Origin of the sequence: Mesorhizobium sp. WSM4904, assembly GCF_029674545.1 — a bacterium.
Classification (GTDB): Bacteria; Pseudomonadota; Alphaproteobacteria; order Rhizobiales; family Rhizobiaceae; genus Mesorhizobium.
The window spans coordinates 6,297,844-6,310,214 of the sequence record NZ_CP121354.1; the positions used below are offsets into that span (position 1 = coordinate 6,297,844).

The window sequence follows — 12,371 nt, forward strand, 5'->3', positions numbered from 1 at the left end:
CAATTCAGTACGTCCTATGGTGCCTGGAAGGACGGGCTGGCCATCGCGTGCATCGGCTCGGAACGAGCGTAGCCGTCACGCCTGACGCCATGATCGATCAGGCGGGCGATCACGGCACGCCGCGCGTGATACGGCGTCAGCGTGTGGTCGGCATTCGGCAGCGAGACCCTGGTCACGCCACGAATGCTGTCGAGCCGCTCTTCCTCGGACCCGAAATGGCGGGCGATCTCCTTCAGGCTCAGGTCGCCTTCCGAGGTCACCATGAGAACCCGCACGCCCTGGCCGCAAAGGTCGCGCATCCAGCGTTCCACCCGGTGCTGTCCCAGCAGCGCGGCCGGATGCAGCATCGACAATGTCGACTTGATCGCCTCCAGCCCGCGCCGCACAATTAGCCGGGCGCGGCGAGAAGCGATCCCGCGCCATGTCGAGGCGTTCGGCTTGCCGGTCTCCTGCATGGCGGCGTTCTGCCCGCGCACGGCCTTGGACGTCTCGTAAGTCTTCCAGACCGCCATCTCCAGCGCGTAGGAACTGTTCCAGGCGAAGCAGAGCGGGTTGATCATGGTCAGCGTCCGCACACGCCGATCGGCCCGTGCGGCGTGAAAAGCCTGGTATGCGCCGGCGCAGGTGCCGACCAGGCCGACAGCAGGGTAGCCGGCTCGTTCCATCCAGTCGATCGCGCGGCTTACGTCATGGCGCGTACGCCGGTCATAGAGGAACAGGCGCCCTTCCTCGGTCTGATCGCTGAGGCCAAGTCCGGGCAGGTCGACGCGCAGCGAAGCGACGCCTTCCGCCGCCAGGTCTCGCGCCGCTTCCACCGTGCCACGCGCCCAACCGACATGCGGCACGCCGCCGGCGTTGAGAAAGATCACCGGCTCGGCCGCAGCCTGGCGTCGGCGTGGCCAGCAAAGCACGCCGCAGATCATCGGCTCCGGTCCGATCAGGACCGGCTTTTCGGTGTAGTGCGGACCGTCCAGGGTCTCCGACGCAGCCCGCGGCGTGGCCTTTGCCGCGACTGCTTCACCTGCATGGCCGGCCATCCAGGCTGCGCAGCGATCAAGAACGGCGGCCGGAATCCGGTTGGCGGTCGGGTCGCACATCAAGAGAGGATAGCCATCGAACTCGGCGGTGGTGATATCCGCAGGCCCCGCCCCTCCCCCATGAATTTCGTCGGCGGCAAGCGGCTTGCCGTTTGTAAGCACCAGCATCGGCAGGGATTGAAGGCTTGCCGCAGCCTGCCGCCAGTCGAGCGTCGAGAGATCGCCTAGCGTCTCATGCGTAATCCGGAAGCCGGCAGCCTCGCGCCCCTCGGTGAAAGCCCCTTCGCACGACGAACGGCTGGCCAGCGGCGCGTCGATCATGCGCGACATGGCCGTGATCTCGCGGACATAGGCCTTGCCGGAGGACGGCGGCGCGAGCAATACGAGACCGGCCACGTCGTCTCGTCCGGCCGCCGCCAGCGGCGCCAGCAGAGCGCCGAGCCGGAAACCGACCAAAATGACGTCCGCCACGCCGCAATCCCGTTTCAGCCGATCGATCGCGGCGCCTATGCTCTCCGTCCACCGTTGCACCTGACCGGGCGTTGAATGATCCCCGGCGGCATTGCCGCAGCCGGGATAGTCGAACTGCAGCGCCGGCAGATCGTTTTCGGCCGACTTGTCGGCCAGCAGCCTCAGGAAACGCCGGCTGCACAGGTCCTCGTGGCCATGCGCCCCGGCGATGACGACACCCCGACCACGCCGTTCGCTGCCCTTGCCTTCATGAAGCCAGCCGATCGTGTCGGCGAAGACTATCCCCCTCATGCCATGCTCCCGGTGGGCTCCAGCGCCCGCGTGATCTCTGCCCCAATTTCTGAATTGTCGGCCGCTTGCGGCGCATCGTAGGCCACCTCGCGATCGCTATTCAGCGCCGTCACGATGCCGGCCGGCGTGGACGAGGCCGGCCCGTCAAGGCCAATTTCCTTCACCGCACCCGGCATCAGGTGGAAGCCGTTCTCGCGCGGGAGGAACAGCCCATCCTCGATGGCGATGTGATAGGCGGCCCGCCTGCAGGCGAGCCGCATGCGCCAGCCGTCTTTCGCGCGCACCAACCGCGCCGACAGGCCGACATCGCGTCGCGCGATCATGGCACCGGGAAGCACATGAAAGGCTTCGGCCAGGATCTCGCCGTCACGGCCTTCAAGCCTTGCCACGGTTACCTCGTGGCCCGCCGGACCGAAGCGATAGGCATAAGACAGATCGAAGAAGGCGCCGAGCAGCGAGAACGCCGACAGGGACCGTGCCTCGCGCGCCTGCAGGGTGACCGGCTGGCGCGCGCTCACCACAGGGGTGACGCCATCGCGCAGACAGGCAAGCGACAGCGTCGCCTCGACGGCCTTCGCCCCGTCATTGACGAGATGCACGCCCAGCCCGTTGACGCCCTCGTCGCTCAGCGTCAGCCTGAGCGGCGTGAAGGCGCGCCTCAGCGCATGCCAGACCGATTTCGGCCGACCGGTGGAATCGACGGCGCCCCACCCTGCGCCCGGGCGCAGATCCTTCCAGAAGAACAGCAGCGCACCCGCCGTCGGCGAGGCCGGTCTGCGCCATTCATCGATCGTGCGCTCGACCAACTCGGCGGTGACGGCGCGCGAGACGTCGAGATAGCGCGCCGGATCCTCCATGCGCAGCCGGCGCGCATCGACGCCGAACAGCGCCTCCAGATAATGCTCGCGCACATCCTCGAAATCCCAAGACGCACCTGCGTCGCGCGGCACGCCGGCCTTCCAGCGCGGATCGTGGCTGGGCGGAACGGGCAGATGCTCATCCAGCGTCGCCTGTTCCGGCACGTTGGCGAAGGCGAGGCATTCGCTGGCGAAACGCACTTCTGTGCGGCGTGCGTCCTCCAGCGGCCGGCAATAGGCGCCGACGCCATAGTAATGTGTCGGGCCGCCATCCGCGGCAAAGGGCAAGCTGCCGCCGGAAGGCGACGAGGACACCAGCGCCAGATCGGGCAGGATCGCCTGCGCGACCGGACGCACGACATCGTCGAACCAGGGCGTTGGATCCATCGCCGCCGGCATGCCGAGCATCGCAGCCTGTTGCGCCACCTCGCTGCCGCCGCACAGCACCGCCAGCGACGGCGAATGCCGAAGCCGCTTCAACAGGTTGTCCACCTCGCGCGAGAGCGCCGCCCGCCAGGCCTCGCTTTTCGCCGGATAGTCGAAATTGGCGAGCATCAGGTCCTGCCAGACGAGAATGCCCATCTCGTCGCACAACTCGTGGAAGGCATCGCCTTCGTAGGCGAAGGTGCCGCCGATCCGCAGCATGTTGACGCCGGCTCGGCGCGCGAGGTCGAGGTCCGGCTCGATTTCGGTCCGCCCGCATGGCAGCCGCACAGGATCGGACGGCGTCCAGACCGCGCCACGGCAGAACACCGGCACGCCGTTGACGACCAGGCGGAAATCACGCCCGTCGGCGCCGCGATCGATCTCGATGCGGCGAAACCCGACCCGGCCGAGCCGGCTGCGCACCGTGCCGAGCGTCGCCATCACTTCGTGCAGTGCCGGCTCGCCATGACTGTTCGGCCACCATGGGGCGACATCGGCAATGGCCAATTCCGCCGTCAGCCGGGTGGGTGCCTCGACCTTGAGGCGCGCGCACACTCCAGCGCAGCTGACATGCGCGGTTTGCGTATCGTCGAAGCGTTCAGCGAGAGTGATCGCAACGGCAAGATGCCCGGTCGTACCGTCGAGCCTGGCGCGCATGTCGGCATCGAGGATGCGCTGCCCGCCATTCTCGCGGATCAACCTGACGGGACGCCACGGCCCGACGACATCGAAGTTCGGACACCAGCCCGGCATATGGCCGATCAGGGTCGTGCGCACCAACCGAAGCCGCTGATCGTCGATCATGCGAGGGCGCCAGCGGGCGCGTGGACCGGTCGCCGTTTCCAGATGGCGGTCGAGGCTGCGCAAGGCGATGGCGAGACGCTCGCCGCCTGAAAGGACTACCGCTGCCTCATGGCGCTCGAACATCGAGGTCGAGGTGAGCAGCAGCCGGTCGTCAAGCCAGACCTCGGCTATAGTCGCCAGACCCTCGAACACAAGCCGCACCGGACCAGACGCATCGAGCCTGCGGCTGTACCAGACATCGCGGTCGTGCAGCGGGGTCGGCTGCTTGCGGTCCCAGCGGCCATGCTTTTCCAGTGTGCCCGCAGCCGTGCCGGGACAGGCCGCGTCCAGCCATTCGGCATTTGCGTCGATATCATGCGGCAACGCCCAGGCGCCGGCCGCCGAGACGGCCATCCGCCAATCCCGGTCCAGCAACTCGGCAGAGCCGGCGATCGATACCGTGGCGTCCATTCCCCCCCCATGCTCAAATGCGCCTCGGCCGGTCCGCTAGGCCGCCTTGGAGGCGACACCCGCCATGCGGGCGTCCAGCACGTCCATCACCGTGTCGTAGGCCTGTGCCATTGGCGCGATAGCCTCGGCCAACCCGTCGAAGCGCTGCCGCGCCATCGCGCGGGCGAGCTTGAACTGCATGACCTTGGCGCCATCGGCAATGTCGCCGGCGGCTTGCGCCGCCTCGGCAAGGCAGGTTTCGCCGTGCTGCCCCAGCCATTCGAGATGACTGCCGAGGAGTTCGAAATTCGCGCCGACCTGCCGTAGCGTGTTGAAGGCATAGGTGTGGAAATAGTCCGGCGAGCGCGTCGCCAGCGTTTCAGCGTGGCGGCCGAACGCGGCCGCATAGGCGCCGAGCGGATTACGCTTCGGCCGCCGCTTCAGGTGATGCGCAAGCAGCGCCGCCGCGGTCCCGACCGCATCTCGGGCCGGGCGCGTGGCGTCGAGCTTCACGAATTCCGCATAAGGAAACAGCGGCAGGCCGCCGGCCGACACACCGTCCCCCGACATATCATCCCATTGGCCGAAGATGCCGTCATAGTCTTCGCCCTCGAGCGCAAAGTAGCCGTCATTGTGGAAGTAGCGCATCTGCCGCCCCTTGGGGTCGAGCGCATTGATGCCGACCGTGGTCTTGGAATGGCCGCTGCGATAGGTGATGCCCTTGGTGTCGGGCAGGTAGAAGGCGTCGACCTCGACCAGCGGCAGCCGGCCGAGTTCGACTTGCGCAAGCACATGCGACTCCAGCCGGTCGAAGACCGCCAGTTCCTGGATGTCCAGCCCCGCCAGCCTCTGCAGGTCGGCGGTCGGGAACTTGAAGAAGGTGAACTGATCGCCCTCGAAATCCTGCGCCACGGTGAAGCCGAGCGCCGCGACCGGATCGTGGCCGGTCGCGTGCAGCACCTCGATCAGGAGATCGACATAGCAGTTCGTCTGCGGCCAACGCCTGTTCGGATCGTGCAGCCGGTGCGGCCGGTAGCTGGCCGGATCGAGGCCCGCGATAGCGTTCAGCATATCACACGCTCCACAGCACGTCGCGGACCGCCGCCGGCCAGGCGTCCGCGTCCGGCCCGTGATGGCGGAACAGCGCCAGCGCCACACGCTCCAGCCCGAAGCCGACGCAGGCCGAATGGCAGAACTCCCCGTCGGCGAACTTCAAGCCCCAGGTCCGGCCAAAATGGTCCTGGTGATAATTGAAGCTCAAACAGGCGGTCGGCTTCTCGATGCTGGTCACCGGGATCAGCAGCTCGAATTTCAGGCCCTGGTCGCGCTGGTTGTTGGCCATCATCTTGCCGCCGCGGCCGAAGAACGGATCGTTGGCAAGATCGACCTCGCAGGGCAGGTCGAGCGACTCGATCATCGCCTTGCCGCGCTTCAGCCAGCTTTCGCGGAACGCGCGCACCTGCTCGGCCGTGCCGATCTTGACGAACTCGCGCATGCGGAAGAGCTGCATGCGCGCCGGGTCCTTCGACGGCTCGTGGCGGAAGCAATAGGACGAGAGCTCGAACAGCAGGCCCTGCGCCGGCACAGGGCCGCGCGCGGCGACGGTGGGATAGAGCGGGTAGCAGGCGGCCGGTGTCAGCGCGACGTCCGTCGCCTTCTGCAGCTCCGTCCAGTCCCCGCCGTCGGCCATCATGCCGAGCAGTTGCGCATGCTCCCGCTCGCCTCCCATGAAGGAATGTACACAGCCGGCAAGCTGCGGGAAGCTCTTCATGTAGCCGCTCTTCTCCAGCGTCGCACGGCTCATGCCCGGCGGAAAATGGATGCGGGTGGCCTTGTCGGGCGCGCCGAGCCGGGTGACGAGACGCTCGAACCGCTCGATCACTTCCTCGAACGCGCCCGAACGGCCGTAGAGGCCGTCGATGCCGGATTCGAATAGGATGCCGTTCTCGAACAGGCTGTCGAGCAGCGACTTGGAGTCGAATGTCTTGGCGTCCATCTCAGCCCCCCAGGCCGGTGTCGAAGCGGCTCATCAGCATGAGCGTCGCGGTATTGGAAAGGATGCGGTCGTTGGAGATCATCACCGGCGCCGAAGTCACGTCGCGCAGATGCCGGCCGACGCTGAACGGGGTGCCGTTCTTGTAGCCAAGGATGCCGTTGACCAGCATGGCCAGACGCGCCACGGCGCCGGCCTTCTCGCTGGCCGCGACCTTCAGCGCGTTGATCTCGGCAGCGAAGCCGATCGAAGACAGCGCATCGTCGTCGCCCTTGGCCGCCTCGAAACGATGGATGGCGGCCGTCAGGTGCCCTTTCATCTCCTGCAAGAGGGCTGCGGCCTCGGCCAGCCTCAGCGCGCCCGGCGGCATGGCGTCGGGCTGCTTGCGCGCCGCCGCCTTGACGAAGGCCTGCGCCCGATTGAAGGCGTCGGCGGCGATGCCGAACCAGGTCGCCGCCCAGAAGATGTGCGAGCTGGCCAGCATCGACTGCGCCGCGATCTCGGAGAACGGCTTCGGGAATATCTGCGTCGCCTCACCCGTGGCGACGAGATGAAAACCGTCGGAGCAGGTGCCGCGCATGCCGAGCGTGTCCCACACCGACGTGCGTTCCAGCGTGCGGTTGCCATCGGCCGGGATCACCACCATCACCTGATCGGAGCTTGCCGCATCGGGGGCGCGACGCGCCGTGGCGAGGATGGCGTCGGCATAGTTGCCATAGGAGATGACGGTGGCTTCCTTGGTCAGCGCGAAGCGCCCGCCGATAACCTCGACCGCGCAGATCGAATTACGCAAGTTGCCGCCGATGCCGGCCTCCGTCGTCGCGGAGGCCATCAGAAGCTGCTCGTCGGCGATGCGCCGCATATAGGCGCGGTGCCAGTCGCTGGCGCCGCCGTGAGTGACGAAGCTCGACGTCTTGATCTGGTGCATGGCATAGATCATCGCGCTCGAGCCGCAGGCCTGGCCGAGCTGGACGATGAGATCGGCGATCTGCATCGTGCCGAGCCCCTCGCCGCCAAGCTCGACCGGGATCGCCACGCCGAGCAGCCGCTCGCGCTTCAGCGCCTCGATCGTCTCTACCGGGAAACGGCCTTCCTTATCCACGGGGTCGGCATGGCCGGCGGCGATCTCGGCGACGCGGCGCATGCGTTCGGTTGCGGCTTCCGGCGCCTGCGCGAGCGAAGCCGCCTCGATCTTTCTCAACACGTTCATGACTCTATGCCGCCTTGCGGGTCAATTGCGAAACGGCGTCCGCGATGCTGGCGAGCGAAGAGAAGGTGCGCCGCGTCAGCATCGTCTCGGGGAATTCGATGTCGAATTCCTCTTCGAGCGCCAGCATCATCTGCACCGAGGCGAAGGAGGTCAGCCCCGCGTCGTAGAGATTGGCGTCGTCGGCGAGCGCGCCGAAATTTAGCGGAATCATCGGATGCTGCTCGAGCAGCGAGCGAATCTGGTCGATCATGGAGGCCCCACCCTTGCGTTTGCATGTTTGTGCGGGCGCCAATATTGCAGAGGCAGCGCAACCGTGGCGTTAACGCCGCCGGTCAGTTTCAACCATGCCTAAGGATCGGTAACGGACCGCAGTACAATTTTAAAGCTTCGGACACGGCAGGAAAAAGAGAATGGAGCCGTCGACCACGACGATGCCGGCCGCGCCTTAAAGCGCGTCGTGACCTTTCAGATTCGCTCCGTACGCTTCAGCTTTTTTGATCTTGCGCATATCTTTGTCCCGAAACCGGTTCCCACTTTCGGGAGACATGCCTCAGGCAGGAGGCGGAGGAAGGCTCAGTCGAAGAAGCCCTTATCCTCTTCCTTGAGATACTTCCCGGCTGCTTCGACGTCGATATCGAGTCCCAGCCCCGGCGCTTCCAGCAAATCCACCATGCTGTCCTTCACGATCTGCGCCGGCAGGCCGACCACCAGATCCTCCCACCACGGGTCGGAGGCGCTCGGGTACTCGAAGGCGATGTAGTTGGCCGGCAAGGTTGCGCAGACATTGATCAGCGCGCCGAGACCGAGCAGGCCGTTCGCGGTGCCGTGCGGCGCCATAAGGATCGAGTGCATGTAGGCGTGCTCGGCGACCCATTTGAGCTCGGCAATGCCGCCGATGTCGGCGGGATCGGGGCCGATGACGCGCACCGCCTGCGTCTCGATCAGTTCCTTGAAATTGTGGCGCAGATAGATCTGCTCGCCCGTGTGGATCGGCGTCGAGGTGGAGGTGGTCAGTTCCCGATAGGCCTGCGGATTGACCCACGGCACATAGTCGCCGGTCAGCATGTCCTCGAGCCACATCAGATTGTACTTCTCGACCGCGCGAGCGAACTTGATCGCATCGGGCAGCATCCAGCCCGGGCCGCAGTCGAGCGCCAGGCTGACCTTGTCGCCCAGCACTTCCTTCATCGCCGCCACGCAGTCGAGCATGTGATTGAAACCGCGCTCGCTGATCACGCCCTGATCCATGGCGCCGTGATAGCCCGCCTTCTTCTGCGTCACGCCGTAGTGGAAGCCTTCTATCGTGTCCTTCATGTTGGAGTGGAACGAGATCCCTTGCTTGACCATGAAGAAGTTCTGCGGCTGCTCCATCATCCATTTGACGTCGGCGGCGTAGTCTTCCGGCCGGTCGCCCGTGCGCTTGCGGCGGATCGAGCCGTTGTAGACGCGCACCTTGTCGCGCACCTTGCCGCCAAGCAGTTTGTAGACCGGCACGCCCGCGGCCTTGCCGGCTATGTCCCACAGCGCATGCTCGATGGCGCTCACTGCCGCGCCATAGGGCTTGAACGAACCGCGCTGGCGGATCTTAAGCATCACGCGCTCGACGTCGGTCGGGTCCTCGCCGATAAGCGCCTCGCGGAAATGCAGCACAAAAGGTTTGAGATAGGTTTTTGTAAACTCGACTTCGCCCAGGCCATAGAGGCCCTCATCGGTGACGACGCGAACGATGGGGTGCTTGCCGATGACGGCGCAGCGCAGGTCGGTGATCTTCATGGCGCAGTCCTATCTCACAGACGAGAAAGCTGTCGGCGTGAGCAGCTGGCTGCTGATATTGGCAATGATCTGCCCGTCGCGCTCAGACTCGTCCCGGGCCCTGTGCCATGCCGGATCGGTGACGAAAGCCGCCCATTTCGCCTCACGCTCGGCCAGCGATTCCCAGGCGAGGAAATAGGTGAGGCGATTGCTGTTTTCGCCGATCGCCGTGGTGAAAAACCCGGCTTGGCGGATGCCATGCCTCTCCCAGATGGCCAGCGTTTGGTCGGAAAAGCGCTTGAGCAAAGCCGGCAGCCTGCCCGGCAGGCAGTCATAGATACGCAGTTCGTAGATCATGGTTTCGTCCGTTTCTTCCTTCGCCTCTCCCCTTGGGAGAGGTCGACACGAATGGTCTGTCGTCGGCCCTGTGAGCCTGGGGGATGAGGGCAGAGGGCCCGGGCTAACTCCAGGTCCGGTCCCAGCTATATTCATTGTCCCAATGCTCGGTGGATTGCCATATCCCCGTGACACCGGGCTGCAGATGCTGGCTGATCACCTCGTCGACCACATCGTCGATCCCCAGGCCTGGCTTGTCCGGAACGGTTATGAAGCCATCCTTCACCAGCGGCTTGGGGAGACCTGTGACGATGTCGTCCCACCACTCGACATCGGCGGAGTGGTATTCGAGCGCCATGAAGTTCTCGGTCGCGGTCGCGACATGCGCCGCGGCCATCGCGGCGATCGGACTTTCGGCCATGTGGATGGCCATGGCGACGCCATGGTCCTGAGCCATGTCGCCGATCTTCTTGGTCTCGAGGATGCCGCCGCTGGTGAGCAGGTCCGGGTGGATGACGGAGAGGCCGCCGCTCTTCAGCAGCGGCTCGAAGGCCTCCTTGAGGTAGATGTCCTCGCCCGTGCAGATCGGCACCGCGGTGGCCTCCTGCAACCGCCGGTACTGCTCGGTGTACTGCCAGGGGATCACATCCTCGAGCCAGGCCGGCACGTATTTCTCGATACGGCGTGACAGGCGTATGCCGTCCTGCAGCGAAATGTGGCCGACATGATCGATGGCCAGCGGGATCTCGTAGCCGATGACCTCGCGAACCTCGTGGATATACTGCTCCAGCAGGTCGATCCCTTTTTCGGTGAAATGCAGGCCCGTGAACGGGTGCTGCACGTTCTGCGCATCGTAGGCGAGGTTGCGTGCCTTACGCTCCTCAAGCGCGCCACCGCGGCCGCGTGGATTGGCGTAAAACCCTTCGAGCGCGCCGGCGGGCGCGACCACGGCGCCCGGGATATGGGCGATCTGCATCAAGCCCAGGTCCATCTTGAGGAAGGCGAAGCCGCGCTCCATGCGCGCCTTGAGGCGCTTGCCGGTTTCGGTGCCGCTCGGCTTCTCCGCGTCGGTATCGCAGTAGACGCGCACGTGATCGCGAAACTTGCCGCCGAGCATCTGGTAGATGGGCACGCCATAGGCCTTGCCGGCGAGATCCCAGAGCGCGATTTCGACCGCCGAGACGCCACCGCCTTGGCGGCCGTGCCCGCCGAACTGCTTGATGCGGCGGAACAGGCGGTCGATGTCGCAAGGGTTCTCGCCAAGCAACCGGCTCTTCAGCATCAGCGCATAGGTGGCGCTGGCGCCGTCGCGCACCTCGCCAAGCCCGACGATGCCCTGGTTGGTGTAGATCTTGAGCAGCGCCGAGGCGAACGGCGCGCCGACGATCTCGGCCACCCGCATGTCGGTGATGCGAAGGCCGGACGGCTTGGAATTCGTGTTGACCCGATTGAGGGCCTCGTCGGCTCCATCGGTTTTTGGCATGGCCTATCCTCGCTTTGTTTGGCGGGGCTTGTTGCCCCGCGTGCTGGGCATGGAGGGTTGCTAGGCCAGCTCGATCTCGTGGGCCTGCAGATAGTCGCGGTTCATCTCGACGCCGAGACCAGGCTTCGACGTCAGCTTGAGGCTACCGTTCGAAACGTTGAGCGGTCTGTCGATGAGGTGATCGTATTTGGAGAGATCCCACTCCGACGTTTCGAGCTTGTAGAAGTTGGGAACCGTCATCATCACCTGCGCTCCCGCAACCACGTTGATCGGTCCCGCGGCGTCGTGCGGCGAGACGGGGACGTAGTAGGCTTCGCAGAGGGCGGAAATCTTCTTCAGCTCGGTAATCCCGCCGGTCCAGGTCACGTCGGGCATGATGTAGTCGGCGAGCTTGTTCTCGAGCACCGGCACGAAATCCCATTTCGTGTGGCCGCGCTCGCCCCACGAGATAGCGGCGCTGACCTTCTCACGCACCTGCTTGAGCGCGTTGAGGCTCTCGGGCGGGCAAGGCTCCTCGAACCAATCGATCTGGCCCGCTTCCTCGAGGCTCCGACAGAGGCGAATGGCGGTGGGAACATCGAAGCGGCCATGCGCATCGATGAGGATGTCCACATCGGGTCCGGCCGTTTCGCGGATCAGGGCCGTCAGCTCGGCCGCTTCGCGTTCGTCCTTGCGCGTCATGCCACCGTCGAGGTAGCCGTCCCGCCTTTCGCGGGCCACGCCATCGACGCTGGGGCCCTGGTGGGGAAAAGGATCGAACTTGAGCCCGGTGTGTCCGGACTCGACAATATCCCGAATCTCGCGGACCACCGCCTCCTTGCTGGTGAATTTGGCCTGGTTGGGATGGGTGTAAAGAGCGATTTCCTCCCGTACCGGTCCGCCCAGCAGCTCGTAGATCGGCTTGCCGAGAACTTTGCCGCGGATGTCCCAGAGGGCTATATCGATGGCGCTGACGCATTCGACGGCGGCGCCGCGGCTGCCCATGTAGGTGAAGCTGCGGAAAATCTTGTGCCAGAGATGCTCGATACGCGCCGGGTCCTCACCTGTCATGGCGGTACCGATCTGCCGCAGGATGGTGCACAGCGCGCGGTTGGCGAGCTTTGTCGTGGTGGTGATCTCTCCCCAACCGCTCACTCCCTCGTCGGTCGTCACTTCGACGAACAGATACTCTCCCCAATAGGAAGCATCGGACTTGATCAGCCACGGCCGGATACTCGTGATCTTCATCTCAACTGCCTTTATCTGAAGTTTCCAGGGGTGCCGATGTTCTAAGATTGGGCGT

At 65.2% G+C, this 12,371-nt stretch carries 10 protein-coding genes; all 10 read right to left on the reverse strand.

Going from position 1 to position 12,371, the window contains the following annotated elements:
• Window positions 1–14: 14 nt before the first annotated feature.
• On the reverse strand, window positions 15–1,799 hold the full coding sequence (locus QAZ47_RS30490) for an alpha/beta hydrolase family protein (protein WP_278231854.1): 1,785 nt from the start codon (window positions 1,797–1,799) through the stop codon (window positions 15–17).
• Complete coding sequence (locus QAZ47_RS30495; RefSeq protein WP_278231855.1) at window positions 1,796–4,336, reverse strand: glycoside hydrolase family 2 protein; 2,541 nt, start codon at window positions 4,334–4,336, stop codon at window positions 1,796–1,798. Before QAZ47_RS30495 ends, QAZ47_RS30490 begins: the two co-directional genes overlap by 4 nt.
• A gap of 36 nt (window positions 4,337–4,372) precedes the next feature.
• Window positions 4,373–5,386, reverse strand: a complete 1,014-nt coding sequence (locus tag QAZ47_RS30500; protein ID WP_278231856.1) for a DUF1839 family protein — start codon at window positions 5,384–5,386, stop codon at window positions 4,373–4,375.
• A gap of 1 nt (window position 5,387) precedes the next feature.
• The gene (locus tag QAZ47_RS30505; RefSeq protein WP_278231857.1) at window positions 5,388–6,311 is read right to left on the reverse strand and encodes an amino acid--[acyl-carrier-protein] ligase; all 924 of its coding nucleotides are present in this window, start codon (window positions 6,309–6,311) and stop codon (window positions 5,388–5,390) included.
• A gap of 1 nt (window position 6,312) precedes the next feature.
• Window positions 6,313–7,452, reverse strand: coding sequence for an acyl-CoA dehydrogenase family protein (locus QAZ47_RS30510; RefSeq protein ID WP_278233911.1), 1,140 nt, complete (start codon window positions 7,450–7,452; stop codon window positions 6,313–6,315).
• Between the two features lie 70 nt (window positions 7,453–7,522).
• A complete protein-coding gene (locus QAZ47_RS30515) occupies window positions 7,523–7,768 on the reverse strand; it encodes an acyl carrier protein (RefSeq protein WP_066997751.1) in 246 nt (81 codons plus the stop codon).
• Between the two features lie 323 nt (window positions 7,769–8,091).
• Window positions 8,092–9,291, reverse strand: a complete 1,200-nt coding sequence (locus QAZ47_RS30520; RefSeq protein ID WP_278231858.1) for a mandelate racemase/muconate lactonizing enzyme family protein — start codon at window positions 9,289–9,291, stop codon at window positions 8,092–8,094.
• Between the two features lie 9 nt (window positions 9,292–9,300).
• Window positions 9,301–9,627 carry an NIPSNAP family protein gene (locus QAZ47_RS30525; RefSeq protein ID WP_040971612.1) on the reverse strand — a complete coding sequence of 109 codons (327 nt, stop codon included), beginning with the start codon at window positions 9,625–9,627 and terminating at the stop codon, window positions 9,301–9,303.
• A gap of 103 nt (window positions 9,628–9,730) precedes the next feature.
• Window positions 9,731–11,089 carry a mandelate racemase/muconate lactonizing enzyme family protein gene (locus QAZ47_RS30530; protein WP_278231859.1) on the reverse strand — a complete coding sequence of 453 codons (1,359 nt, stop codon included), beginning with the start codon at window positions 11,087–11,089 and terminating at the stop codon, window positions 9,731–9,733.
• A 60-nt stretch (window positions 11,090–11,149) separates the two neighbouring features.
• Window positions 11,150–12,316, reverse strand: a complete 1,167-nt coding sequence (locus QAZ47_RS30535) for a mandelate racemase/muconate lactonizing enzyme family protein (protein ID WP_278231860.1) — start codon at window positions 12,314–12,316, stop codon at window positions 11,150–11,152.
• Window positions 12,317–12,371: the final 55 nt, after the last annotated feature.

Bases quoted from the DNA above. Each gene is read 5' to 3' on its own strand.
- QAZ47_RS30510 (WP_278233911.1), bottom strand. From the start codon at position 7,452: ATGCGCCGCGTCGCCGAGATCGCCGCCGGCCATGCCGACCCCGTGGAT.
- QAZ47_RS30520 (WP_278231858.1), bottom strand. From the start codon at position 9,291: ATGAAGATCACCGACCTGCGCTGCGCCGTCATCGGCAAGCACCCCATC.
- QAZ47_RS30525 (WP_040971612.1), bottom strand. From the start codon at position 9,627: ATGATCTACGAACTGCGTATCTATGACTGCCTGCCGGGCAGGCTGCCG.
- QAZ47_RS30515 (WP_066997751.1), bottom strand. From the start codon at position 7,768: ATGATCGACCAGATTCGCTCGCTGCTCGAGCAGCATCCGATGATTCCG.
- QAZ47_RS30535 (WP_278231860.1), bottom strand. From the start codon at position 12,316: ATGAAGATCACGAGTATCCGGCCGTGGCTGATCAAGTCCGATGCTTCC.
- QAZ47_RS30505 (WP_278231857.1), bottom strand. From the start codon at position 6,311: ATGGACGCCAAGACATTCGACTCCAAGTCGCTGCTCGACAGCCTGTTC.
- QAZ47_RS30530 (WP_278231859.1), bottom strand. From the start codon at position 11,089: ATGCCAAAAACCGATGGAGCCGACGAGGCCCTCAATCGGGTCAACACG.
- QAZ47_RS30490 (WP_278231854.1), bottom strand. From the start codon at position 1,799: ATGAGGGGGATAGTCTTCGCCGACACGATCGGCTGGCTTCATGAAGGC.
- QAZ47_RS30495 (WP_278231855.1), bottom strand. From the start codon at position 4,336: ATGGACGCCACGGTATCGATCGCCGGCTCTGCCGAGTTGCTGGACCGG.
- QAZ47_RS30500 (WP_278231856.1), bottom strand. From the start codon at position 5,386: ATGCTGAACGCTATCGCGGGCCTCGATCCGGCCAGCTACCGGCCGCAC.